The 24,569-nt window shown below is 66.4% G+C and carries 17 protein-coding genes; 4 read left to right on the forward strand and 13 right to left on the reverse strand.

Going from position 1 to position 24,569, the window contains the following annotated elements:
* Positions 1–81: 81 nt before the first annotated feature.
* The 3 genes from ACXR2T_RS09575 to ACXR2T_RS09585 all read right to left on the reverse strand — a co-directional run bounded on the left by ACXR2T_RS09575 (position 82) and on the right by ACXR2T_RS09585 (position 3,847).
* Entirely contained in the window at positions 82–1,707 is a 1,626-nt protein-coding gene (locus ACXR2T_RS09575) for an alpha/beta hydrolase (protein ID WP_458838501.1), read from the reverse strand.
* Between the two features lie 35 nt (positions 1,708–1,742).
* On the reverse strand, positions 1,743–2,945 hold the full coding sequence (locus tag ACXR2T_RS09580) for a DNA polymerase III subunit delta' (protein WP_458838502.1): 1,203 nt from the start codon (positions 2,943–2,945) through the stop codon (positions 1,743–1,745).
* Positions 2,946–3,214: 269 nt separating this feature from the next.
* Positions 3,215–3,847: an IMPACT family protein gene (locus ACXR2T_RS09585; protein ID WP_458838503.1), complete on the reverse strand. Its 633-nt coding sequence runs from the start codon at positions 3,845–3,847 to the stop codon at positions 3,215–3,217.
* An 80-nt stretch (positions 3,848–3,927) separates the two neighbouring features.
* Here ACXR2T_RS09585 and ACXR2T_RS09590 point away from each other — a divergent pair, with 80 nt between their 5' ends.
* Both ACXR2T_RS09590 and ACXR2T_RS09595 read left to right on the forward strand, forming a co-directional pair.
* Positions 3,928–4,302: an RNA-binding S4 domain-containing protein gene (locus ACXR2T_RS09590; protein ID WP_458838504.1), complete on the forward strand. Its 375-nt coding sequence runs from the start codon at positions 3,928–3,930 to the stop codon at positions 4,300–4,302.
* A 73-nt stretch (positions 4,303–4,375) separates the two neighbouring features.
* Positions 4,376–5,362 (forward strand): 3-methyladenine DNA glycosylase, encoded by a 987-nt coding sequence (locus ACXR2T_RS09595; RefSeq protein WP_458838505.1) that lies wholly within the window; start codon positions 4,376–4,378, stop codon positions 5,360–5,362.
* 177 nt (positions 5,363–5,539) lie between these two features.
* Here the strand turns inward: ACXR2T_RS09595 and ACXR2T_RS09600 are convergent, their stop codons facing one another.
* From ACXR2T_RS09600 to ACXR2T_RS09630, 7 genes are all read right to left on the reverse strand, one after another.
* Entirely contained in the window at positions 5,540–12,094 is a 6,555-nt protein-coding gene (locus tag ACXR2T_RS09600) for a DUF5979 domain-containing protein (RefSeq protein WP_458838506.1), read from the reverse strand.
* Positions 12,095–12,223: 129 nt separating this feature from the next.
* Entirely contained in the window at positions 12,224–12,520 is a 297-nt protein-coding gene (locus ACXR2T_RS09605) for a chorismate mutase (RefSeq protein ID WP_458813344.1), read from the reverse strand.
* Positions 12,521–12,530: 10 nt separating this feature from the next.
* Entirely contained in the window at positions 12,531–13,817 is a 1,287-nt protein-coding gene (locus ACXR2T_RS09610; RefSeq protein WP_458813346.1) for an adenylosuccinate synthase, read from the reverse strand.
* 131 nt (positions 13,818–13,948) lie between these two features.
* Positions 13,949–14,368 (reverse strand): DUF3151 domain-containing protein, encoded by a 420-nt coding sequence (locus ACXR2T_RS09615; RefSeq protein WP_458813348.1) that lies wholly within the window; start codon positions 14,366–14,368, stop codon positions 13,949–13,951.
* A gap of 88 nt (positions 14,369–14,456) precedes the next feature.
* Complete coding sequence (locus ACXR2T_RS09620) at positions 14,457–17,357, reverse strand: tetratricopeptide repeat protein (RefSeq protein ID WP_458838507.1); 2,901 nt, start codon at positions 17,355–17,357, stop codon at positions 14,457–14,459.
* A 165-nt stretch (positions 17,358–17,522) separates the two neighbouring features.
* Positions 17,523–18,011: a YajQ family cyclic di-GMP-binding protein gene (locus ACXR2T_RS09625; RefSeq protein WP_458813352.1), complete on the reverse strand. Its 489-nt coding sequence runs from the start codon at positions 18,009–18,011 to the stop codon at positions 17,523–17,525.
* 204 nt (positions 18,012–18,215) lie between these two features.
* Positions 18,216–19,154 carry an endonuclease domain-containing protein gene (locus ACXR2T_RS09630; protein ID WP_458838508.1) on the reverse strand — a complete coding sequence of 313 codons (939 nt, stop codon included), beginning with the start codon at positions 19,152–19,154 and terminating at the stop codon, positions 18,216–18,218.
* 650 nt (positions 19,155–19,804) lie between these two features.
* Between ACXR2T_RS09630 and ACXR2T_RS09635 the strand changes: the two genes are divergently transcribed.
* Positions 19,805–21,313 (forward strand): dicarboxylate/amino acid:cation symporter, encoded by a 1,509-nt coding sequence (locus ACXR2T_RS09635; protein WP_458838548.1) that lies wholly within the window; start codon positions 19,805–19,807, stop codon positions 21,311–21,313.
* A 127-nt stretch (positions 21,314–21,440) separates the two neighbouring features.
* Here ACXR2T_RS09635 and ACXR2T_RS09640 read toward each other — a convergent pair whose 3' ends face one another.
* The 3 genes from ACXR2T_RS09640 to ACXR2T_RS09650 are packed head-to-tail and all read right to left on the reverse strand — an operon-like array spanning position 21,441 to position 23,751.
* A complete protein-coding gene (locus tag ACXR2T_RS09640) occupies positions 21,441–22,151 on the reverse strand; it encodes a hypothetical protein (RefSeq protein ID WP_458838509.1) in 711 nt (236 codons plus the stop codon).
* Complete coding sequence (locus ACXR2T_RS09645) at positions 22,148–23,203, reverse strand: ABC transporter ATP-binding protein (protein ID WP_458838510.1); 1,056 nt, start codon at positions 23,201–23,203, stop codon at positions 22,148–22,150. The genes ACXR2T_RS09640 and ACXR2T_RS09645 overlap by 4 nt, the downstream gene beginning before the upstream one ends.
* Positions 23,200–23,751, reverse strand: coding sequence for a GntR family transcriptional regulator (locus ACXR2T_RS09650; RefSeq protein ID WP_458813360.1), 552 nt, complete (start codon positions 23,749–23,751; stop codon positions 23,200–23,202). Before ACXR2T_RS09650 ends, ACXR2T_RS09645 begins: the two co-directional genes overlap by 4 nt.
* Positions 23,752–24,009: 258 nt before the next feature.
* On the opposite strand from ACXR2T_RS09650, the gene ACXR2T_RS09655 reads away from it, so the two are divergent.
* The gene (locus ACXR2T_RS09655) at positions 24,010–24,501 is read left to right on the forward strand and encodes a YbaK/EbsC family protein (protein WP_458813362.1); all 492 of its coding nucleotides are present in this window, start codon (positions 24,010–24,012) and stop codon (positions 24,499–24,501) included.
* The last annotated feature ends 68 nt before the right edge of the window (positions 24,502–24,569 follow it).

Raw genomic sequence — 24,569 nt, forward strand, 5'->3', positions numbered from 1 at the left:
TCGTGACACGGGTCGCGGCCCTCGCGTGTCACGAGCGCTTGAGGTGCTCGCGGCACCCGCGAGTCGCGGGCGCGGCGAGCACTATTTACTGCAGGTCACAGCTGCACTGGGAGCCTCCCCCGTGAGCAGGTACGTGTTGATCACCTCGTCGACGCAGTTACTCTCGCCGTAGGCCGTGTGGCCCTCGCCCTCATAGGTGAGCAGCACGCCGCTCTCGAGCTGGTCGGCAAGCGACTCGGCCCAGCGGTACGGCGTGGCGGGGTCACCCGTGGTGCCAACCACGAGAATCGGGTCTGCACCCGCTGCAGTCACACCATTTCGTTCGCCCTTGCCATCGACCGGCCAGACGGCGCACGAGATGTCACCGAAACCTTGAAACCGGCCGATTGTCGGCGCGATCTCGGCGAGATCCTTGGCTTCTGCACGCATGCGCGGCACGTTGATCTCGCGCTCGGGGTAATCGAGGCAGTTGATCGCGGAGAACGCTTCGGTCGAGTTCGACAGATACTTACCGTTCTCGCGCTCATAGTAGAAGTCGGCGAGCTGCAGTGCGACGTCTGCATCGTCTTGATGCACCGTCAACAGCAGCTGATCGAGGTAGCCCCAGTTGCTCTGCGCGTAGAGCGGGGTGATGATCGCCGTGAGCAGCGTATTGGCGGTCACGAGCCTGCCGTCGCTGCCGGTGAGGGGCGAGCTGTCGACTTTGTCGAGCAGCCCCGAGATCTGGGCCATTGACTCGTCAACGCTGCCGCTCAGCGGGCAGTCACTGCGAGTGAGACAGTCGGTGACATACGCACGCAGCGCGAGCTCAAATCCGAGGGTCTGTTCACGTACCACCTCACGCATGGTCGTTTTGGGATCCATCGCGCCGTCGAGCACGAGCCTGCCCACCGTCTCGGGGTAAGCGTCGGCGTAGCGGGCACCGATGTACGTGCCGTAAGAGAACCCGAGATAGTTGAGCTTGTCGTCACCCGCAATGGCGCGCAGCATGTCGAGGTCTTGCACCGTGTCGCTCGTGGCGACGTGGCCAAGTAGCTCACCCGTCTGCTCGGCGCACGCATCACCAAAGGCGCGCGACTCGGTCTCGGCAAGTTCTAGCCACTCATCGCTGCCACGCTCAAGGCCTGCGTCGGCGGCCTCACCGGCACCCTCACCAAACAGGTATTCGTCCATGCCTGCTGCGTCGAGGCAGGCGACGGGAGACGAGGCTCCCACACCCCGCGGATCCCAGCCGATCACGTCGTAGTCGCGCTGAATCTCGCTGGGCACCGAGTAATCGAGGCTGTCGGTGACATAGCTTGCGCCCGAGGCGCCCGGGCCGCCCGGGTTGACGAACAGTGTGCCCTGCGGGTTCTTGCCTGTCGCCTCGTGCTTCACGAGCCGCAGCGTAATCAGGTCACCGCCCGGGTCAGCCCAGTCGAGCGGGGCGTACACATCGGCGCACTGCATACCCGCGGCACAATCGCGCCAGTTGGGTTGCTGCGCCCCGAAGCCCTCGACCGTGCCCTCAGGTTTTTCGGGCAGATCGACCGGATCGGCGCCGCCAGGTGTCGCGCCCCCCTGCGCCGCCGCCCCTGTCACCTCGGCCAGTAGCCCGGCGAGGGAGCTGCACCCCGTCAGCGCAAGCGCCAGCGTTGCCGTCAGCGCGACGGCCCCCGCGGCCGCACGAGCGCGCCAGCGCTCGGCGCCGCTCTTGATCCGGATCATTGTTGCCCTTCCCTGTTTGACACCCTGCTGGCCGATCACCGTTCGCTGCCCGCGCCCACGGCTGTCGCGAAGAGCGCTTCGAGCACGAGCCCCGGCGTAATCTGGCGGCCGAGACGCTCGCGCGCTGACTCAACCGCGTCGACGGCGCGCAGCGCGCCCTTCGCGCGCCAGCGTTCGGCTAGCTCGGTGATTTGCCGCGCATACTCTGCGTTCACAAGCGCGGGACTCGCAGCGCGCACAGCACCCGCAGCGCCCTCACCCACAGCGCCAGCACCCGAGGCACCCTCGTGCATCAGCGCGGTCACAACAACGTCGCGGTACAGCGACAGCACATCGGTCAAGATGCGGTCAACGCCGTCGCGCACGCCGCGCTTGGCACGCTGTTTCTGGTCTTCTTCGAGCGCGCGTATTTGCGAGCGCATCTGCGGCGGAATCGCAGCGCCCGGCGCCAACCCGAGGCTGCGCATCGCGTCTTCACGCTCAGCGGTCTCCCGTCGCTCGGTCGTGGCCGCTGCGTCTGCTTCGGCCACCTTCATGAGTGACCCCGCCACGGCCATCGCATCTCCCAGCGTTTGCACCGAAAGCGCCCCACGAATGACCCGTTCACGTCGCTCGAGCGCGTTGGGATCACGCGCGAGGCTGCGCGCCATGCCGATGTGGCTCTGCGCGAGCCTCGCCGCCCGCTCAGCGTCGGCGAGGTCGATACCGTCGCGCGCATGCAAAAGGGCGGCCACGTCAGTCACCGCGGGCGTCACGAGCCGCAGCGATCGCGTGCGCGATCTGATCGTGGGCAGCAGGTCGGCCTCACTCGGTGCGCACAATACCCACACCGTGCGCTCGGGCGGCTCTTCGAGCGCCTTCAGTAACACGTTCGAGGTGTGCTCGGTCATGCGGTCGGCGTCTTCGATCACAAACACGCGATACCGCCCCTCGCTCGGGGCGTAGTACGAGCTCGCTACGACCTCGCGGGCCGCGTCGATCTTAATCACCGTGGTCTGCGTCGTGAGCACCCCCAAGTCTGGGTGCGTGCGCGCGAGCACCTGCGCGTACACGCGCTCACGATCAGCCTCGCTACGCGCGATGAGCGCCGCCGCGAAACGGTACGCAATGTTCGACCGGCCCGACCCCGGAGGCCCCGTGATCAGCCAGGCGTGCGCGGGAGTGGCACCCTCAGCGGCCGCCCGCTCAAGGGTCTGCGCAGCGGCCTGTTGACCGGCGATATCTGACCAGAAGTCCATGCCGTTTAGCGTAGCGTGTGCCTCTGACACGGGCCCGCGGGCTGCGAGCGCCACCGGCCCGTCATCGCCATCGCCACCGGCCCGTCATCGCCACTGCCACCGCCACCGCCACCGATCTCGCGTAAACCATCAAGAACTCACAAAATTTGATGGTCTACGCGAGATTGATGTAGTTGTCGTTGCGCGCGACCGCCCCAGCGCCCCAGCGCCAAGCACCCCAGCGCCGAGCGGTCAAGCACCCCCTGCGAGCGGCCAAGCACCCCTGCGCCCTACAGGTCGACGTAGCGCGGTTCGCCCGTTTCAAACAGGGCCACACCGGCGCTCAGCTCTTGCGCGGCCGCCGTGAGCTGATCGATGTCTGGCTCCGCCACCCAAAATTCTTGCGCCACCCGATCTGTGTAGCCTGCCTCACCGACGACGAACCCGCGGCGGCGCGCCTCTGACTCAATCTGAGCGGCGACGTCGTACGCCGAGGTGACCTTGACCGGAAACCGCAGCCCGCGCCGCACCCGCGGGGCTACCAGTACCGCCTCAGCGACCGCTGCACGGTAGGTGCGTGTGAGCCCGCCCGCGCCAAGCAGCACCCCGCCAAAGTACCGAGTCACCACAGCGACCACATCGCTGAGCCCCGCCGACACGAGCGCGTCGAGCATGGGTGCGCCCGCCGTGCCGCTCGGCTCGCCGTCGTCGCTCGACCGCTGCACGCGGCCGTCTGGTCCGAGCACAAACGCGGTGCAGTGGTGCCTCGCGCGCGGTTCTTCTGCTTTCACTTCGGCGATAATGTCACGCGCCGCGCGCTCGTCACTCACCTGCTCGAGCCGAGTGATAAACCGCGACCGCGACACCTCAATCTCGATGTCGGTGCGCCCTGCCACCGTTTCGTACTCCGTGCGATGTGCCATCTACCCATTGTCTCAGCTGCGGGCGCACCGTCTCAGCTGCGGGCGCACCACCTCAGCTGCGGGCGCGCTACGATCGGGGCATGAGTAGCGTGCGCGTCGACAGTTGGGTGTGGGGTGTGCGGCTGGCCAAGACCCGCAGCCAGGCGACAGCCGCCTGCAGGGCCGGCCACGTGCGCATCAACGACCAGACGGCGAAGGCCGCGCAGCCCGTCAAACTCGGCGACGTCGTGAAAGTGCGATTGCACGGGTTCGACAAGATCTACCGTGTCACTGGCCTGCCCACGAAGCGCGGCAGCGCCCCCGAAGCTGCGAAGCACTACGAGGACCTCACCCCGCCTCCCCTGCCCCGTGAGGAGCGGCCCGCGGCCATCGTGCGCGACCGTGGCGCTGGTCGCCCCACGAAGCGCGAGCGCCGCGACATCGACCGCCTGCGCGGCCGCGACACCGAGTTTTAGCGGGCTAGTGGACCACGGGAGGCGCATCCACACCACCAGCAGCCGTCAGGCCATGATCGCCTAGGCTGGTTGAGTGAATCCGTACCCCGCCCAGCTCGGCGAGCCCGAGTGGCGTGCACTCGAGGCCGCCCACGCCGCGCGCGCCGACGCACTCACCGAAGCACACCGCGCTCGCAAGCTGCGCGGCGAGACGCACCCCATCGAGGACTTTCTCTGGACCTACTATTCGGTCAAGCCTCGCGAGCTGCGGCGCTGGCATCCAGGGGTCGGCGTGCTGCTCGAAAACGCTGCCCCGGATCGCGCCTCATGGAAGCACTACCGCGCGACCGGCGACGCACTCGCGAGCGCGGCGCGCGCTGAGTTCAGCGAGGATACCGGGGAGGCTAGCGCAACTGGTGAGACCGACAGCGCGACCGCAGCGCACGCCGAGGTCGACGTGGCCGCGTACCTAGAGCGTCGCGCGCAAACCGTGGACTACGTCGAGAAGCTGCTCACCGCCACGCTCGCACACACCCCGCGCTACGGCTGCTTTGGGCTGCACGAGTGGGCGATGGTGTACCGCATGACCCCCGAACAGCTGCGGCACTCTGCGCTGCCGCTGCGCATTGGCCACGAGGCGACCAACGCCGTCGTCGAATCGCACACGATCGGATGCACCCACTTCGACGCGTTTCGCTTCTTCACGCCCGAGGCCGCACCGCTCAACACGATCGAGGTGAGCCGTGAGGCTCAGCACGAGACCGAACAGTCGGGCTGTCTACATGCCGGCATGGACGTCTACAAGTGGGCCTTAAAGCTCGGCCCCATCGTGCCGGGCGAACTACTGCTCGACGCCTTCGTGCTCGCCCGCGACATACGCGAGCTCGACATGCGCGCCTCACCCTACGACGTCACCGGATATTTTAGCGCCACCGGTGACCCGCTCACCCCCGTACCCATCGAAACCCCCGACGGCAAGCGCGAGTACGCGCGCCAGCAGCGCGGGTTTGCGGCGCGCGGCGACGCGATCCGGAACAGACTGCTTGACGCGATCGCGAGGACTAGAACCGTTCGCCCGTAACGCACCGGTCACCACACGGCATCGAAGTGACGAATCGGCCCGATGAATACGTATTTTCGATGGCGTCTCGTCATTTCGATGCCGACTGTAATGCCGCTGCGCAGTCGGGGCGACAGGAAAAGGGGGCGCCTCCTTTCGGGTGCGCCCCCTCATCTCGTGGGTGCTACGTGCCTGTTGCTAGTTTGCCCGCTTGCGCCTGCGGGTCAGCATGAGCGCGCCCGCGCCCAGCCCAAGCAGCACGACGGCGGCGGCGATCATGCCCGTGATGTCGCCACCCGTGACGCCCAGCCCGCCAGCGCCCTGACCCGTCGTGCCCTCACCGTTGTTACCCGTGCCCTGGTCGGCGGGCTTCTTGCCCAAGAACCCGTTCGAAACGAGCACGTGCTGCGCAGAAGCACCGACTGTGACGCCGGTGACGGTCGCGCCTGCCTCGTCGGTCGCGCCGCCGTTGCCCGTGGACGACGTGCCAGCCACCGTGATTTCGACGGAGTTCGCGCCGCCCGTGGCGACCTCTGTCAGGTCACAGACCGCGCCCTGCGGCAGGTCGCTCAGCGCGTACTGCTCACCGGTCTTGAGTGAGAACTTGCGCTCGATGGGCTGCTTGGCGCCCTGGGCGACGCACGAGAGCTCGAAATCGAAACTCTTGGCAAGCGTCTCCTGGTCGAGATCATACTCGTTATCGCTGCGCACACTCTTCTCGACGATCAGCCCACCCTGACCATAGGTGTTGGTGAGCGCCACGAGGGTCGCCTCACCTTGCGCGCGCGGTTCACGAATCTCGATCTGCGCGGTCTGCCCGTCGACCGACGGGTTGACGCCGTCGCTCACCTGGAAGGTGCGCGCGATTTCGCCGTGGTCGCCGAGCTCACCCGACTCGCTGATTTCACAGTTCGTGCCGATCGGCAGGCCGTCGACGCGCACCGGGGTGCCATCGGCGGGCAGCGTCAGGGTAGCTTCGTCGCCGAGGTCAAGCGCGACCCGCTCGGGGTCCGCGAGGCCACTCGGCACGGTGCACGCGAGCTCAACGTCGAATGCCTCGGGAGTGTCAGTCACACCGTTTGCTGCCACGGTTTTCGAGACCTCGAGAGCGCCCGTCTTCACTGTGACGCCCGCGGGCTGCGGGGCTTTCACCAGGTTGATGGGGGTGCCCGCGGTGTCCCACGCAAACACACCGTGCTGGTTCCATGCGAACTGCGGCTGCTCGAACTGGGCGAGCGTAGGCTGCAGACCGCCAGCGGCCTGACCCGCGACACGGTTGACCGTGTCGTAGTTCATGTTGACCCACTTGCCGGGCGCGAGGGGCGACGCGGTCATTTCAACCATGACGCGGAAGCCCGCAACGTCTGCTGCGTCGCCCGTGAAGCTCTCGAGCGGAGTCCAGTCGGCATTTGCCGGGTTAATCGTGGTGTCTTCACAGAACGGATCGTCCGCCGTCCACAACGACGGGCCCGAGCCGTCACCGATGCACGCCTGCGCGTTCGTGGTGACGTCGATAGCGGTCTCGGCGCCCGCGGGCAGCTCATCGAACTCGAGCGAGTCGAGATCGATGACGGGGCGGAACGTGCTGTTGCGCGGTGCTGGCCCCTGCACGAGCAGCATGTCACCAGGGGTGGGCAGCAGATCAACGATAGTCATGCGGTTAAGGTTCGTAGTGCCCGCGTTGACCTGCTGGAGGCGCCAGTTGTCGGTGGCGCCGACCGTGGTGTAGTCAGCGCACTCGGTGCGCGTGTAGTCGTCGGGAGCGCCGGGAGTCACGCAGTCTGCTGCTTCAGGCTTCTTGGTGCTCATCGACCCAGTGACGAGGTTCTCGCTCAGGGTGTCGATGTACTCACCGTTGACGAACTTCTGAGCGCCCACGAGAGTGCCCGTGCGCGGGGTCACGAAGTTGGCGTTCGCGCAGTCAGTCGTTCCCAGAGTAGGCGCGTGTGCCGACTGCTGGCCGTTGTTGCTCGGCTGCGTGCAGCTTGCGAGCTCAACGCCCGTTTCGACGACCACTGAGTTCCATGCCTGCTGCGAGGCGGTGAGACCGGGCTGCAGTGTGATGCCCAGCTCGATCGTGATCGTCTCGCCCGGATCCATGCGGGTGCCCTCGGGCCAGGTGAACTGCAGCGAGCGGCTGTCTGCTGACAGCTCCACCTCGATCTGTTCGGGGTCGATCGTCGCCCCCGTGCCGCCCGTCTGCGAGAAGGTCGGCTGTGCGCCGTTCCAGTCAAGCGTCGCCGGCAGGTGGTCGGTGACCGTCTCGAGCGGCAGGTAGCCCGTGCCGTTGTTCGTGAAGATCAGCTGCCACGGCATGCTGGTGAGCGGCTCGACCTGGTGCGTCGTCGAGTCGAGCGGAGCGCGCTTTTGCACGGTGAGCTTGTGCGTGCCCTCGTTGAAATCGAGCTCGGCGGGTGCGTTAGCTGAGACGGTCATGCCCGGGCTGCCGTTGGCCGTCGTCTTCGCGACGTTCTCGACGCTCACGCCCTTCTTCCAGTCGATCGACTCTGGGTTGCGCAGCTTCACTTCGATGGGCAGCTCGGCGCTGCCCCAGCTCGAGGTCCACGAGGTGGCACCAAGCGGAAAGTACTTGCCGTCGACCCGGTCGAATGTGATGCGTACGCCCGCGACATCACCGAGCTCGCCGGTGAATGCGCTCTGCGCGACCCACGCTCCGTCGACGTAATAGTCGTAGCGGTACTGATCGCTGTTGGTCGGTTTCGAAGCCGGCTCAGGCAGCGAGACGAGCTCGAAGGTGCTCCAGAACGCAGGCGTAGTGTCTTCGATCGTGAGCTCCGACAGCGGCACCTTTGATGCGCCGGGTGTGGCCTTGATCGTCACGTCGACCGGGGTCTCTGCCTCGGCTTCGATGAGCGTCGTCGCACCGCCGCGCACTGCGATCTGCTTTTCGAGCAGCACGTCGATGCTCGCGTCGGTAAGCAGCACCTCGGCGTCATCGATGTCAGCTGGGTTCTCGGCCCGAGGGATCACGTTGTCTTGACCTACTGCCTGCGCCGAGTTAAAGACGGGAATAGCGGCGCCCGATTCACCGCCCGTGACAGGTTTGCCCGGGGTCGTAGCCGTCTCGCCCGCGCGGTGCGTCGCGCGCATCTGCACGTCGAGCCGCACGGTGAGCTGGTCGCCCGCGACGATCGCGTTGCCGTTGGCCTCTGGATCGGTGCTCTGGTAGGTCACCGAGACACCAATCGCGTCGGCAAACTCGGCGGCGGGCACGAGACCCGCCTCGACATCGGCGATCGAGTAGCTCACGGTGCTCTCTGCACCCTCGTTGTACAGCCACAGCTCGACCGTGCTCGCGCTCTTGTCGATGTAGCTCGGCAAGGCTGCGAAGGTCAGCCCGGTGAGGTTGAATTCGTCGAAGGTGTTGCCGTCGTTGCTTGCCGCTTCGGCGTCAAAATCGCGGCCCGCGAACGGGCTCACGCCCATGTCGCTGTTACCCACGCTGCTGCTCGCGACATCGGTGACCCGGATCTTGCCGAGCTTCATGATGCCGTTGGCGTTGTTGGGGGTCAAGAGGTCGTTACCCGACGCGTTCGTCGCGGTGAGTGTGAACCAGGTGGCCGGGTAGAACGCCGGGTCGACGTCACCGTACTTGGGTACGACGAGCGATACCGTTTCGTCTTCGTCAAGGCCACCGACGGTCTTCACGAGGCCCACGTTGGGGGTGCCGTCGATCAGGCTGATCTCGTCTGAATCAGCCCCCACCGTATAGCCGCTCGATGTATAGCCCCTGAATTCAAAGGAGTTGAGCACGCATCCCTGCTTGAGCGCAGGGGTGCCCGTCGTACAGTTGAACGCCTCGTCCGACGTCACCCAGTCACCGCTGCGGGCTTTGTCGCGCAGCTGCCAAGTGAGCTCGTAGCTGCGGTCGGCGCCAGACGCAGAAATACCACTTCCGGCTGCCGGCACACCGATATCGCCCGCATCGATCGCGGTCTGACGTGCAGTGTCATTGGGGGCGTAGCTGATGCGCATACCGAGCGTGGACTGCTGCTCGGCCGCGGTGAGGGTAACCCCAACGAAGCCGGTGGCGTTCATCCAGTTGCCGTCTGCCGGGGCATTGGTCGCGGCGACCCACGACAAACCGTCATAGAGCTCGACGTTGGAGACGATGTCCCACGCGAGCTGCGGGTCGTCAGCGAGCGTTATCGGCTTCACGCCCGTCAGGTTGAAGGCGTCAAAGACGGAGCTATCTACCGACGCGGTCGGCGACAACGGGTCAGTGAAGAGGACCTTCGTGTAGCCGGTCTTTGACACGTGCCAGGTATGCACGGTCGAAGTCTCGGCGTCAGACTGCGTGACAAGGTGGGAATCAGTCCACTTCTTCGTCGCGTAAATTCCGTGACCTGGGCCATCCCACTCGGGGGCCCGCAAGTTTACGTTTTCGGTGGCAGATGCATCGTCCGTCACCGGGCGCGTGTCGAGGATTCCCTCGGCTTCGGCCGTCACCGTGTTTTCGTACGGAGTCGGATCAAACGGCGCGGTGTCGTTGGGCGTCGTCGTGCCGCCGCTGCGCAGCTCAGTGCGCGCTTTGAACTTGAGGTTCGGCTTCACGAGCGTCGTCTCACCAAAGCCAGCCGCATTGGTGTAATTGAAGCGAATACCGGTCGTACCTGTCGCGCCTGGCACCGGGATATCGCCCGAGGTCTGCGTCGCCGTGAGCGTGGAGACCGGTTCCCATGCGCCGGTGCCCGAATCGAAGCGCTCAATCTTGAGCGTGCCGCCGGTGGGCACCTCGATCGGCGCCAGCACATGAGTCACATTATGGGCGTCCCAGAACGTGTCGTCTCCGTTCGTGCCATCGCCCGTGAGCTCGTCGGTCACGACGATCTCGGTCGGCTTGGTCTTATCGCCCGTCGCGGTGGCAGTGGTCGGCAGCTGCACGATCACATCGTCGCCCGGCAGCACAATGCTGGGGCTGATCTTCTTTTCGGTGACCACCTCGATCTTCGGCGAGACGACCTTGAGGTCTGCAGAGTCGCTGTCGGTGGCAGGCTCCGTAATGCCGGCGCGTGTACCCGTCACATCGATCACGTTCGTGAACGGGCCCGCCTCAGCGGCGTTCGTCGCGAGGTTCTCGCTGGTATTGATCTTGTACTTGACTTGGCTCACCGCGCCGGGCACGATCGCACCTGTGAAATTGATCCAGAACCCCACCACGTCTTCGTTCGTGTGCCCCGCTGGGGGAGCCGCCGGAAGCGCTGCCCCCGGGGTGTTAAGCGGCACGCCCTGGGTCCTACCGTCCGCGTACTTCCAGGTGAGCGTCGCGCGCTTCGCGCCCTCAGGCCACACATCCGTAAACGCCGGGTCGAAGCCCGCGAACTGCAAGGCGTCAGAGAAGTATTCCGCGTCGGCACCTACGCCCGGCTCTGCAATGGTCAACATATTGAGCGTCGCGCTCTGCGGCGAGTCCTGGTTCTTCGCAGTCAAGAGCACCTCGACGGTGTTGCCTGCGACCGTGGTGAGCGGGTCGACCTCGGTGCCGGTCTTGTCGATGAACGTCTTGCCCGCCTCAACGGCGATGGCGAGCGGGGTTACGGCAAACGGGGCGTCAGCCTGTTTCGTGACGGGCGCTTCCCCCGGCACGGTGACGGTAGCCGAGACCTTGTTGCTTGCGTCGTAGCCCTTCGAAAGGTCGACCGTTCCGAGCCGGTCTTCTTCACGCTGCGTCACATCAAACGGTTGGGTCGCGACCGCGCCGGGCTCAATGTCGCCCGTGTATCCGAGGCGCACACCCGCGATATCTGCGTTGTCGATCGACGAGGCGTAGGTGGTCCAGTTCCACGTTCCGCCGACGAACGCGTAGACCTCCACGCTTACCGCGGTGGCGCCAGTGGGCCAGTTCGCCTGCGTGTTTGGGTCGGTAGTAAAGCCCGCGAAGTCGACGTAGCGAAAGGGGTTCTCGGCGTCGAGGGCGGTGGCGCCGTCTGCGGCGCCGGGGTGATCCTGCAGCACGAGCGATGCCGCGTCGACGTTTGACGCCTGCGTCGCACCGATCGTGATCGTCGACGCTGCGCCGGGCTCAAAGCCCTGGCTCGCGGGGTCCCATGCCTTTGCGGGGGTCACGTCGACCGTGAGAGGCACATCAACCGAGATGACCGCGGTGTCGTTCTTTGAGATCACGCCGTTGGTCGTCCCACCGAGACCGCTAATCTCGGCGGTGTTGACGAGATCCTTACTGTTGCCATCCCAGCGCGGGGAAAGCGTATCGGGCACCGTGATGACGTATTCGAGCCAGCCCTGCGCCCCGGTGGGGAGACCGGTGAGCCCGTCATCGGTGGGGGCCTTGATATCGACCGTGATGCTGCGGTCAGCATCACCCGTGCCAATCGTGCCCGCGTCGGAGGGCGAGACGCCCGGCACGTTTACTGATACGGCCGAGTTGTGCCCGGCGAGGCCAACGTTTACACCGCTAATCGCCCAGCCCGCAAACTCTGCAGGCAGCGTGTCAACGAGCTTCACGGCACCGTTGTCAGCTGCCGCGCCGTCGACATCGTAGTTCTCTGCACTGAACTCAACGCGGTACGTGACGCTCTGACCGGGAGTGAGCTCGCGGTGCGCGTCTTTCCCGTCGACCTTCTTGACGATCTGCAGCGCACCGTTCGGCGCGGCCGTGGCGGGCACGATGCCTGCACCGCTCGCGACCGCGGTCGAGCCCAGCAGCAGCGCGGTTACGCCCACCGCCAGCCATCGCCTGATCGTTTGCACACGTGAGTTGCGAGGTTGACGCACTATTGAGCTCCCCTTAAAGCTGGACGGCATACACATGTAAAGCTATCAGCAAGCTGTGTCCTGAATGACCAAAGGCCGCCGCCCCAACGGGACGACGGCCTCTACGCAAGCAGCAAGCGCGAGCGGCTACTACCGCTCGGCAGCAATATCGGTGTGGTGCTGAATCACTTCGGCGACCACAAAATTGAACCACTTCTCTGCGAACTCGGGGTCGAGGTGCGCAGCCTCAGCGAGGCTGCGCAGGCGCGCGATCTGTCGCGCCTCTCGATCCGGATCAGAAGCGGGCATCTCGTGCTCAGCCTTCAAGATGCCGACTTCTTGGGTGCAGCGAAACCGCTCAGCGAGCATGTGAATGAGCGCGGCGTCGATGTTATCGATGCTCGCGCGAATGCGCTCGAGCCGCTGCTGCGGCGAAAGCTCGCTCACGACCGGGCCTCTAGTCGAGCAGGTCGTGCAACACCACGACCTGTTCGCGCTCGGGGCCCACACCGACGGCCGAGATGCGCGATCCGCTCATCTTCTCGAGCGCGACGATGTAATCCTGGGCGTTCTTCGGCAGGTCTTCGAACTTGCGCGCGCCCGTGATGTCTTCGCTCCAGCCAGGAAACTCTTCGTAGATCGGCACCGCGTGGTGGTAGTCGCTCTGGTTGACGGGCATCTCGTCGTGGCGCACACCGTTCACGTCGTAGGCGACGCAGACGGGAATCGTCTCGAGGCCCGAGAGCACGTCGAGCTTGGTGAGCACGAAGTCGGTGACCCCGTTGATGCGGGCCGAGAAGCGCGCCATGGGGGCGTCGTACCAGCCGCAGCGGCGGGGGCGGCCCGTCGTCGTGCCAAATTCGAAGCCCTGCTTGCGCAGGTAGTCGCCCGAGGCGTCGAACAGCTCGGTGGGGAAGGGACCCGCGCCCACGCGCGTCGTGTACGCCTTGATCACCGAGATCACGCGAGTGAGGGCGTGCGGGGGCAGGCCCGATCCCGTGCTCGCGCCGCCAGCGGTCGCGTTCGACGACGTCACGAACGGGTAGGTGCCGTGGTCGATGTCGAGCATCGTCGCCTGGCCCGCCTCGAAGAGGATCGTCTTGTCGTCTTCCATCGCGTTGTGTAGCAGCAGCCCGGTGTCGCACACCATCGGCTCGAGCATTTCGCGGTAGCTGAGCAGGTCTTCGACGACCTCGTCGGCCGAGATGGCGCGGCGGTTGTAGATCTTGACGAGCACCTGGTTCTTAAACTCGAGGGCCGCCTCAACCTTCTGACGCAGGATCCCCTCGTCGAAGATGTCTTGAATGCGAATGCCCACGCGGTTGATCTTGTCGGCGTAGGCGGGGCCAATGCCGCGGCCAGTCGTGCCGATCTGGCGCTTACCGAGGAACCGCTCGGTGACCTTATCGAGCGTGCGGTGGTACGCCGTGATGACGTGCGCGTTGGCGCTCACCTTGAGGCGCGACACGTCGACACCGCGACCGCCCAGCGCTTCGAGCTCGCCCTTCAGCACCTCGAGGTCGACGACCACGCCGTTCGAGATCACGGGCGTCACCCCCGGCGTCAGAATGCCCGATGGCAGCAGGTGCAGCGCGTACTTTTCTTCACCGACAACCACGGTGTGGCCGGCGTTGTTGCCGCCGTTGAACTTGACGACGTAGTCGACGCGGCTACCGAGCAGGTCGGTTGCGCGTCCCTTACCCTCGTCGCCCCACTGGGCACCGGTGATGAGAACTGCGGGCATTTCAGCCCCTTCCTTTGCAAGCACGTACTGCACCAGTCTACCGACGATCAGATCGGCGCGGGCCGAGACTCGGCCCGGGCCGATTGATCCGGCGCCATTTCGTGCCGGATCAGTGCGTGCTCAGCGCCGCGCTACAGCGCCTGTTCGGTCTCGATCGCTTGAATCGCCCGCGGGTCAGCGCCGTCGAGAAACTCGGTGAGGCGTTCGATCTCACCCGATTCGCCGATCGCGATGGCGCCGCGGCGCAGCGCGTAGAGGGCGCGCAGCACGCCGCGGTTGGGCTCGTGCGACCAGGGCACGGGGCCCGCGCCGCGCCATCCGGCACGGCGCAGGGCGTCGAGGCCGCGGTGGTAGCCGACGCGCGCGAAGGCGTACGCCTCGATGTCGCGGCCGTGCTTGTTCGCTTCGTCGGCGAGGGCTGCCCACGCCAGCGGAGACTCGGGGTGGTCGCGCACGACCTGCTCGAGCTCAGTGCCCGCGGCGAGCGCGGCTGCAGCGGGGTCGATGCCGAGCAGGGTGGGCTCGGGGGCCAGAAGGTTTTCGCCGATCATGCCGCCAGTCTACGAGGGGTTCTGGGCTGTGATCCGAGGCTTGCCGAGCTTGCGCCCAACTGGCGAGCTGGGGCGAGCACGGCAGGCCCTACGGTGCGCCGCGCTCCCAGTACCTGGCCGCCGCCGCGATCTGCGCGATGTCGGCGGCCCGCGCACCGAGCCTGCGCGCCATGTCGCGCTCAAGCGCACGCAGCACTACGGCGGCGGCACGCGCGTCGCCCGAGCGGCCGAGCGCCTCGGCCAACTGCGCGCGGCCACGCAGCACACTGGGGTGGCCGGGCGGCAGCGTGCGCTGCATGAGCGCGAGTGTCTCGCGAAACTCGCGCACCGCGTCGTTCGCCCTACCCGCTTCGAGCAGCGCCAGCCCTAGGTTCATGCGGGTATCAAGCGTGTCGGGGTTTGTCTCACCGAGCGCCTCGGCACGCTCGCGGGCAAGCTGCGCGAACTGGCCTGCGGCCTGCTCGGCGTCGCCGCCGTCAAGCAGCATCACCGCGAGATTGTTACGGGTGGTGAACACCTGCGGGTCGCTTGCGCCGAGCGCGAGTTCTTGGTCTTCGAGCAGCATGCGGGTTTGCTCAGCGGCGGCGTGCGGCTGGCCGCTCTGGCTCAGAAACGCGGCGAGCGCACCTCTTACAAGGAACGTATTGGCGTTCGTCTCGCCATACGCCTCCATGAACGCGGGGAGCAGCGCACGCAGCTCGGCGACGGCGGCGTCGTACTGCCCCGAAAGCCCGAGCGCCTCGGCCAGCCCGGTGCGGGCGTCGAGGGTCTCGGTCGCGCCCGCGCCCACCACCGTGGTGAGGTCGGCGATGACGGTGCGAAACTGGCCAATTGCCTCGTCGGTGACGCCAGCGTCGCGCAGTTCAATCGCGAGATCTCGGCGCACGGTGAGCGTGGCAAGATGGCGGGTGCCCGCATGCCGTTCCATTTCGGTGAGCAGGTCGCGCAGGGCATGTATAGCTTCGCTCTGCTGCCCGAGCTCGCCAAGCCACCCCGCAATGACGAGCCGCATCGCCCACTCGGGTGCGACTCTGGGCTGGTCGTCGAGGGTTCGTGGGGCGTGCTGCTGGACCTGCTGCTGTTGCAGCTCTCGCTGATTGCGCAGATACTCGGCCGGGTGGTCCTTGCCTAGTACACGTTGAAGTTCGGTGACGGCTTGCCGCGCACGATCGACGGCTTCGTCATAGTTGAAGCGCGCAGCAGCGTCGCAGGCGATGCGCCACAGCGCCGCCGGGTGTGGGCGGCCGAGCGGCGCAGGCGGCGCGGGTTTCGCAGGCGGCCCCGGCACCAACGTCTCGGCGAAGGCGACGTTCCAGCGGGCGATCAGGCTGGCCTCGTCTGTGTCTGGCAGCGTGTACTCGTCTTGCTTATCTTCGACCCAGCGCGCGATGCGGGCACGCGTGAGCGCGCGCAGCCCCGCACGGTGCAGCCCGAGGCTGCGCAGCTCGACGGCGGCAGCCGCGTAGGCGGTCTGCGCGAGCAGAGTGTCTTTAAAGCGCTGCACCCCCGCTTCTACCCGACACCAACCATTCGGCGCTACGGAGCTCGCCCAAGCGTCGCGCAGCTGCGCAGGCGTAAACACGTGCCCCAAGAACTCGTCACACACGTCGGTCAACACGTCTACGGCAAAGGGCGCCACCCCCGCGGCGCGACGCGGATGCGCAAACACCGCGCACGCCAGCACCGCCCGCACGGCCGCCGGTAGTTCGCTCCACCGCTCGCGCAGCACGTCGGCACCGCGCTCGGGAAGCAGCACGCCTCCTTCGCGGTCACCCGCGGCCGCCGTTTCAGACGCCTCGAGCTCCGAGTGATCGGCGAGCCCTAAATGATCGGCGAGCACAATCGCGCCGTCGTGCGCGGCAATGTGCCTGCGCACCGCGGCAGACGTCAGCCAGAGTTCGAGGTGCAGCGGGCCACCCAGCCGCGCCACGACGCGCATCGCGGTCGCATCATCGGTGCCCGGGGCGTACTCACACAGCATGGCGATCAGGTCTGGGGCGGGCAACTGCGCGACGTCGATCACTTGCACGCCAGCGCCGGAATGCGCCAGCCATTCAATGAACGCGGGGGCGCTCGCGGAGTCTGACGTCACGGTGCCGATGATGAGCACGGGCCGATCCGGATCAGAGATGCCCACCTCGTCGACCAGCGCCGCGAGCTCCTCGCCCATGAGCTGCATGTCTTCGATGATGATCACGCCGGGCAACTGTGGGTGGGCGAGGGAGCGCAGCGTGCGGCCGAGCGCGATGCCCTGCTCGGCCAGCGACTCGGGCAGTTGCTCGCCGACAGCGCCGGCCTCGTGCTCACCCCACGCCGCGAACACGGCCGCGTAAGGCGCCGCAGCGCTGGGCGCAGCAGCGGGCTCAGCAGCGGGCTCAGCAGCGGGCGCAGCAGCGGACGCAGCAGCGGGCTCAGCAGCGGGCTCACCGGGCTTGGCCTTGGCAGCGATCTCGCCCACCGCTTGGTTTCGGGCGAGCACGAGTGGTGCCCCGTGCGCTTCCCATTGCGGGTGTGCGGCGCCTACGGCGCTGCGTGATGCCCCCGAGCTGAGGCTCTCACAGTCGAACACCCACCAGCCAAACTGGGGCACTGCACCGATGGTGCGCTCAAACTCGGCAGGGTATGGCGCCACTTCCTTGCGCGTCGTGATTGGGTCTGGGGACTGCCCCGTGGGCGAGGGCGAGCCGACAGCGTGCTCACCGGGCTCAGCAAGCGCAGCAGGCACAGCGGGCTCAGCAAGCGCAGCAGGCACAGCGGGGGGCTCAGCACCTGCAAGCTCGGGCCAGTACTGCTGCGATGATGATGACGCCGGCGCCGGCATCCGCAGCCGCGCATACACCTCTCTGATGATGCGAGTCTTACCCTCGCCCGCCCCGGCACGCAGCAGCACGACGCGAGGCGCCCCCCGGTCGCCGCGCTGCAGTGCGCGCAGCCGTGACAACAGCTCTTCGACGATGCGCCTGTGCTCGCCCAACAACATGCCTGCCATGCGCTCACACTATCGCTGCCGGCGCTCTGCTCACCAGGGGCGACTGCCCGAGCTCGCCTGACACACGTGCGGCGTCGGGTGACGCACAGACGCACAGACTCGTGCACACTCCCGCAGACTCGCACAGACGCACACGATCACCCGGTGCGCCTGTGCTCAAGTGGTTTAGCGGTAGTTCACAAACTGCAGCGCGGTGTCGATGTCGGCACCCTTGAGCAGCGCCATCGTCGTCTGCAGATCGTCGCGGCTCTTCGAGCTGACGCGCAGCTCGTCGCCCTGGATCTGGCTCTTGACGCCCTTGGGACCCTCATCACGAATCAGCTTGTTCAGCTTCTTCGCGGTGGCCTGGTCGATGCCCTCCTTGAGGCTCGACTCAATGCGGGTCTCCTTGCCGCTCGGGTAGGGCTCGCCCGTGTCGAGCACCTTGAGTGACATGCCGCGCTTGATGAACTTCGACTGCAGCACGTCGAGCACTGCGAGCGCGCGTTCCTCGGTGTTCGCCTTGATCATGATCTTTTCGCCCGACAGCGAAACGTCGGCCCCCACGTCCTTGAAGTCGTAGCGCTGCTCGACCTCCTTGCGGGCCTGGTTAACCGCGTTTTCGACCTCCATAGAGTCGACTTTGCTCACAACATCAAATGAAGAATCAGCCATGTGCTCAAGCGTAGACGAAACGGGCTGAGCGCGCCTGGCTATCGCTGCAGGCTATCGCTGCACCCCCGGGCGGCCCCCGCCCATTGATCCGGAGCAGACACGGTGACCAACCTCACCCTGTGGCAAAAATATGCGCGACAAGTTCCGCTTAAGCGGCCCCCATAGACGGAAGAAGTCGCGCATATTTTCAAGTGCGGGGCAGCGCTAGCGGGCGAGCGCACGCGCCTCCGCAATGGCCTCAGATATGCGCCGCAGCGTCTCCACGGGGTCACGCATGTCGAGCGAGGTGAACGTGAGCACTCGCCAGCCAGCGGCGCGCATACGCTCACGGCGAGCAGTGTCGAACTTGGCCTGCGCCGCGCCGTTCTCGAAGTGATACGCGCCGTCGTATTCGATCGCGATACGCCACTGTGGATACCCAAGATCGGCGTGCAGGGTTCGCTCTGGCGTTGGCACCGGGCAGTTCGTCACCGGCTCAGGCAGCCCGGCACGCATCACGAGCAGCCGCAACTCAGTCTCGGGCGGCGACGCCACCCCCGGCCGAATCTGCGGCAGCGCTTCGCGCATGCGAGCGGCTCCCGGGCATCCCTTGAACCGAGCCACCGCTCCAGCAAGCTCCTCGAATGTGCACGATGGCGACGGGTCTTTGCGCACTGTCGAGATGAGATGGTCGCTGGCAATGATCAGGTCCTCGAGGCCCACCACCGCCGCAAGGAGCGCCCACGCGTCGGCGGGGTGCGGGAGCCAATCGGGTGCGCTCGGCTGCTCACTCAAAACGCCCGGCTGCACCTGGTGTCCCATGACTTCACGCATCTCAGGTGGCCTACTGGGCCGCACCGCTCCCACTTCGAACCGGATCAGTGCGCTCGGGTTCACCGGTTCCCATGGCAGCGGAATCTTGAGGAGCCTGGCAGCCGTGCGACGGGAAAGAAACTGGCCTTCTGTGAGAAGTAGTTGCAGCCCGGCCACGCGCGCTTCCCACGTGGTCCCGTCGGTGCCCGGCCTCGCTCTCGTGCCGCGTATGGGCACAACCATGTCTGAGCCGTAGCGGCGCCAACGCTTCACGCCGGCCGCGCTGAGGTCGCTCACGCGCACCACGGGTGCGGTGAGGCCGGGGGCCTGAATCGGAGCAAGTCGCCTCATGTGGCCGAGGCTAGGCGGGTTTCGCTCTTATAAATGGGTTATCCACAGCCAACCCGACACCTGGTCAACTTTGACTACTTTTGTGTGCCTGTGGACGAAGATAGTCCACCCAGCGGCCGAGCAGCGGCGGAGCAGCGGCCGCCCAGCGGCCGCCGCACACGGATCGCGTGGAGCCGTGCCCGCGCCGCGTCGTGAAAATATGCGCGACAAGTTCTGCTTAAGTGGCCCCCATAGACGGAAGAAGTCGCGCATATTTTCAAGGGGCGGGGTCGCAGCCCCGCGCCTGCAACATGAAGTCATGTTTTATGATGCGTGCCATAACGTGAACGAATATGTGCGTATACTCGTCTCGGCCCGGTTTACCAGATCGAGCCGCTCGAGCCCGGCACTACCGGGCCCGACCACCCGGCTCACTGACCCAGGCCAGCTCGCACACCAGAAGGAACCCACCAGTGCCACTCGACTCCCCCGCGGCGACCCCGGCCACACCGGCGACCCCGGCCACACCCGCCACACCGGCCAGCGCAAGCCCCGCACAGCCGGCAAGCCTCGCACAAGCAACGTCAACAACACCAACAACACCAACAACACCGACCACGCCCACCCAGAAGCGTCGCCTCCCCAAGTGGACCACGTCGTTCGGCTGGCAGATCCTCGCGGGCCTCGTGCTCGGCCTGGTGCTCGGCGGCATCGCCATGTCGCTCGGCCCCGACTCAGCAGACAACAAGAACGGCCTACACGCAACGCTCAGCGTCATCGGATCGAGCTACGTGTCGCTGCTCAAGGCAGCGGTGGTGCCACTCGTGTTCACGGCGATCGTGTCGAGCATCGTGGGCCTGCGCAAGGTGACGAACGCGGCCCGCCTTGCCGGCCAGACCCTCTTGTGGTTTGCGATCACCGCGCTCATCGCGGTCACGGTGGGCATGGTGCTCGGCCTTGTGCTGCGCCCCGGCGCCGCCGCTTCGCAGTCAGAGCTAACACCCGGCGACCCCTACTCGGTCGGCACCTGGTGGAACTTTCTCATCGGCCTCGTCCCCCAAAACTTCCTCGGCCTCGGCGTGGGCGGCAGCGTCAACGCCGACACCGGAGCCCTCAGCGCCAACGCCAGCTTCAACGTTCTGCAGGTCATCGTGATCTCGGTCGCCGTCGGCATCGCCGCGCTCAAAATCGGCGAGAAGGCCGAACCGTTCATCAAGCTCACCGAGTCGGCGCTCGCGATCATCCAGAAGATCCTGTGGTGGATCATTCGCATCGCCCCGCTTGGCACGCTCGGCCTGATCGGCAACGCGGTCGCCGAGTACGGCTGGGACAAGATGGGCTCGCTCACCTGGTTTGTGGGCACCCTCTACCTGGGCCTCGCAATCGTGCTCTTCGTCGTCTACCCCACACTCGTCAAGGCGCACGGTCTCTCGATCAAGCAGTACTTCTCGGGTGTCTGGCCGGCGGTGCAGCTCGGCTTTGTGAGCCGCTCGTCGATCGGCACGATGCCGCTCACCGAGCGCGTCACCGAGCGCAACCTCGGTGTGCCGCGCGGCTACGCCTCGTTCGCGGTGCCGCTCGGCGCGACCACCAAGATGGACGGTTGCGCCGCCCTCTACCCCGCGATCTCAGCGATCTTCATCGCCCAGTTCTTTGGCATCGAGCTCACGATCGTGCAGTACCTGCTCATCGCGCTCGTCTCGGTCGTCGGATCGGCTGCGACCGCTGGCACCACCGGCGCGACCGTGATGCTCACGCTCACCCTCTCCACGCTCGGCCTGCCCCTCGAGGGCGTCGGTCTGCTGCTCGCGGTCGATCCGATCGTCGATATGGGCCGCACCGCGATCAACGTCGCGGGCCAGGCGCTCGTGCCCACGATCGTCGCCAAGCGCGAGGGAATTCTCGACGAGCAGCTCTACAACGCGCCCCGCAAGGGCCTCGCGTTCGACAACACCGACGTCGAGAGCACTGACGTCGAACATGCCGCTGTCGAGAGCGCTGACGTCGAGAGCACCGCTGTTGGGCACCCCGCGGCTGGGAGCCCCGCCGTCGGTCCCGCTCAGGCCGCAGCTGCCGCCTCCGCACCGGCTGCGGCCGCTGCCTCGGCCACGACCGCGGCAGGCACCCTAGCGCCGGATCCGGATCAAGCAACCGTGCGCGAACCCGAGCCCGCCGCGTAACCAGTCAGCGCTCCTCTGACCCGTCCCGGCCCGAGCCGCAGCGCACCAAAATATGCGCGACTAGTTCTGCTTTAGCCGCAGCCATAAGCGGAATTAGTCGCGCATATTTCTTTCGAGCGGGGCGACCCTACCTGACCGAGGCGCGGCGCATCGCGAACCAGGTGGCGATGAGCGAGACCGCCATGATGATCACGGCGGCGAGCGCGAGGCCCGCGCCGGTGATCGATGCCACGACCTCGCCGAGCACCGGGGCCAGGATCAGCAGGGTGAGCGCGGCCGCCAGCCCCAGGGCGAGGCCGACGATCGCGGGCCCCTTCGGGCCAAACCGCACCCAGATCGCGCCGAACACGCCGCCGATCGTGAGGCAGCCGAGCACGCCGAGAAAGCCGGTCGCGAGCAGAATCCACGGGTTACCGGCACCCATCGCGTAGGTGTCGAGCACGTAGGTGTTCGAGAACCAGTGCCCGGTCGCGAGCTCGAGGCCCAGCAGCGCGAGCAGCAAGACCGCGACGTAGGCCGCCTGCAGCGCGTTGGCCAGAAACGTGCCGAGAATGAAGTTGCGGCGGGTGGTGCCGAGGGCGAGCGCGAACGGGTACGTCGTCGAGACGGCCTGCACGCCGTAGTAGATCAAGAATCCGGGCATCGACCACACGATCGCCGAGTTATATCGCGCACCCTCGACGTAGTCGGGGCTGAGGGTGCTGACGCCCGCCCGCTGAATCGCGAGTGCGATCACAATCGACACGACCATGACGATCGCAAGAATCGCGAGCGGCGTGACGGCGAACGTAGCCTGCTTGATGAGGTGCAGGCGGGTCACCTTGAGTGTGCGGTTCATGCTGCGCTCCGTTCTGTGCGGCCGCGGCGCGTGCCGGGCTGGTCTACTGCGGGTGACGTGCCGCCCGGGGTGCTCGGGTCGTTCGGGTCGTTTGGGTCGTTCGGGTCGCTTGTTCCGGATCCGCCCGTGCCGGTTGCCCCAGCGCCGCCCGCGGCTGCCCCGTCTCCCGCCGCTACTTCGTTGTCGACGAAACCGTAGGCGGCGACGAGGTCTTGCAGTGAGACCGCGCCGAGCTCTAGGCCCTGCTCGGCCGCTACGGCTCGGTCATCGGCGGCGAGGTGGCCCTCGACGACCGCGGTGGCGAGGCCGCCGATGCTGCGGTGCGAGAGCACCCGTTTGCCCGCGGTGAAAGCGGTGACCGCGGCGGCGCGGCCTGCGACCTGGAAGGCACTCGCACGCAGGTCGTCGACGTCTTCGTGCTTTACGACCCGGCCCTGATCGAGCACGATGACGCGTTCGAGCAGTCGATCCATCTCGTCGATCAGGTGCGTCGACAAGATGATGGTGCGGGGGTGCTCGCTGTAGTCGCGCAGCAGCTCGTCGTAGAAGATGGCGCGGGCGGTGGCGTCGAGCCCCAGGTAGGGCTCATCGAAGAAGGTGATGGGGGCCCGGGCTGCGAGACCGATCACAATACCGAGGGCTGAGAGCTGGCCGCGCGAGAACTTCTTCACCTGGGTTTTGGCGGGAATGCGAAACAGCTCGACGAGCCTGTCGGCGAGTGCCTGTGACCACTCAGGGTAGGCGATGCGGGCCGCCTTTAGCGCGTGCCTCAGCTTGTAGTCGTCGGGGTAGCGCTGGTTGTCACGAATGAAGCACATCCGCTCGCAGACGGCTGCGTTTTCAAAGGGTTCATGGCCGCCCACGAGCACCGTGCCGGCGGTGGGCTGATCCTGCGCGGTGACGAGTGCCATGAGCGTGGTCTTGCCCGCACCATTGCGGCCGAGCAGCCCGGTGATCACGTTTTCGTGAATGCCGAGGGTGACGTCGTCGAGAGCGGTCGCGCCGCGGTAGCGGCGGGTGAGCCCGCGCGTTTCGATGGCGATGGTAGTCATTGTGCCGCCTCCTGTGCGGTGGGGTCTTGCGATGGAGTATCGGTGGGCGTGGCAGCCGGCGTGGCAGCCGCGGCGGGTTCAGCGGCGCCGGTGGCAGTACCGACAGCGTTGGTAGTGTCGGCAGAGTTAGTGGTGTCGGGATCAGCCGTGCTGCCTGGGCGCAGTGGGACTATCCCGTGATCCCCCGCCTGCCAGGCCGTCGCGGTTTCGACCAGCCGCAGCACGTCAGCCCGCCCCAGGCCGAGGTTGCGCGCCTCGACGACGAGAGGTTCGACGTAGCGCTCGGCAAAGTCGTGCTGGCGGGCTGCCGCGATGAGCGCTTTGGCGCCAGCGGCCACAAACATGCCGATGCCGCGGCGCTTGTACAGCACGCCTGCGTCGACGAGACGATTGAGCGCCTTGCCCGCCGTCGCGGGGTTGATGCGCAAAAACGCTGCGAGTTCATTGGTGGAGGGCACCTGCGACTCCTCAGCGTAGACGCCGCGCAACACGTCGTCTTCGATCTGCTCGGCCAGCTGCACAAAGATGGGGCGCGCGTCGTCGAACATGTGCCACGTCCCTTCGGAGTTCGCGGGGGCGGCTGGTCGGTTCTTGCGTGGCCACCACCCCATTGGTTAGTTACTTCACTAATGAACTTAGGAGGCTGTGGGGCTCGTGTCAACCCCGGGGCCCCAAAATATGCGCGACAAGTTCTGCTTAAGCCGCAGCCTTAGACGGAACTTGTCGCGCATATTTCAAGGGTTGGGGTTGGGCGGCGGGGCAGCCACCGCGCGCTACCCTGGAACGCAGCCTACGAAAGGAACGACATGGGAGTCACACGGGTACGCGCACACCTCACCGAGCAGGGTTGGTCGGGCGAGATTTTAGAGTTCGCCGAGTCGAGCGCCACCGTCGAGCTCGCCGCCGAAAAGGTGGGCACCACCCCCGGTCGCATCGCCAAAACGCTGGGCTTCTACGACCCCGATGCGCCCGAGCGGGCCGTGCTCATCGTGGCGGCGGGTGACGTCAAGGTCAACGGTGGCATGTTCAAACGCCAGTTTGGCGGCAAGCCACGCATGCTCAAGGGCGAAGACGTCGCCCCACTCACCGGATACCCCGTCGGCGGCGTCTGCCCCTTCGCCAACCCCGCAGGCGCCCGCGTCTACCTCGACGAGTCGCTGCGCCGGTTCGACACGGTCTACCCCGCCGCCGGCACCGCCACCTCGGCCGTCGAGATCGACATCAAGGCGCTCCAGTCACTCAGCAGCGCCGTCACCTGGGTCGACGTCACCACCGGCTGGCGCGAAGAGTCCGCCTAGATCCGGCCCCACATCCGCTGCACCAAAGATCGATGCCTCCGGCGAATAGGTGTGTTGCAGCCTGGCAA

Source organism: Leucobacter faecis (assembly GCF_054456635.2).

Bases quoted from the DNA above. Each gene is read 5' to 3' on its own strand.
- ACXR2T_RS09655 (WP_458813362.1), top strand. From the start codon at position 24,010: ATGGGAGTCACACGGGTACGCGCACACCTCACCGAGCAGGGTTGGTCG.
- ACXR2T_RS09575 (WP_458838501.1), bottom strand. From the start codon at position 1,707: ATGATCCGGATCAAGAGCGGCGCCGAGCGCTGGCGCGCTCGTGCGGCC.
- ACXR2T_RS09640 (WP_458838509.1), bottom strand. From the start codon at position 22,151: ATGAACCGCACACTCAAGGTGACCCGCCTGCACCTCATCAAGCAGGCT.
- ACXR2T_RS09630 (WP_458838508.1), bottom strand. From the start codon at position 19,154: ATGAGGCGACTTGCTCCGATTCAGGCCCCCGGCCTCACCGCACCCGTG.
- ACXR2T_RS09585 (WP_458838503.1), bottom strand. From the start codon at position 3,847: ATGGCACATCGCACGGAGTACGAAACGGTGGCAGGGCGCACCGACATC.
- ACXR2T_RS09620 (WP_458838507.1), bottom strand. From the start codon at position 17,357: ATGGCAGGCATGTTGTTGGGCGAGCACAGGCGCATCGTCGAAGAGCTG.
- ACXR2T_RS09615 (WP_458813348.1), bottom strand. From the start codon at position 14,368: ATGATCGGCGAAAACCTTCTGGCCCCCGAGCCCACCCTGCTCGGCATC.
- ACXR2T_RS09650 (WP_458813360.1), bottom strand. From the start codon at position 23,751: ATGTTCGACGACGCGCGCCCCATCTTTGTGCAGCTGGCCGAGCAGATC.
- ACXR2T_RS09580 (WP_458838502.1), bottom strand. From the start codon at position 2,945: ATGGACTTCTGGTCAGATATCGCCGGTCAACAGGCCGCTGCGCAGACC.
- ACXR2T_RS09645 (WP_458838510.1), bottom strand. From the start codon at position 23,203: ATGACTACCATCGCCATCGAAACGCGCGGGCTCACCCGCCGCTACCGC.
- ACXR2T_RS09590 (WP_458838504.1), top strand. From the start codon at position 3,928: ATGAGTAGCGTGCGCGTCGACAGTTGGGTGTGGGGTGTGCGGCTGGCC.
- ACXR2T_RS09610 (WP_458813346.1), bottom strand. From the start codon at position 13,817: ATGCCCGCAGTTCTCATCACCGGTGCCCAGTGGGGCGACGAGGGTAAG.
- ACXR2T_RS09625 (WP_458813352.1), bottom strand. From the start codon at position 18,011: ATGGCTGATTCTTCATTTGATGTTGTGAGCAAAGTCGACTCTATGGAG.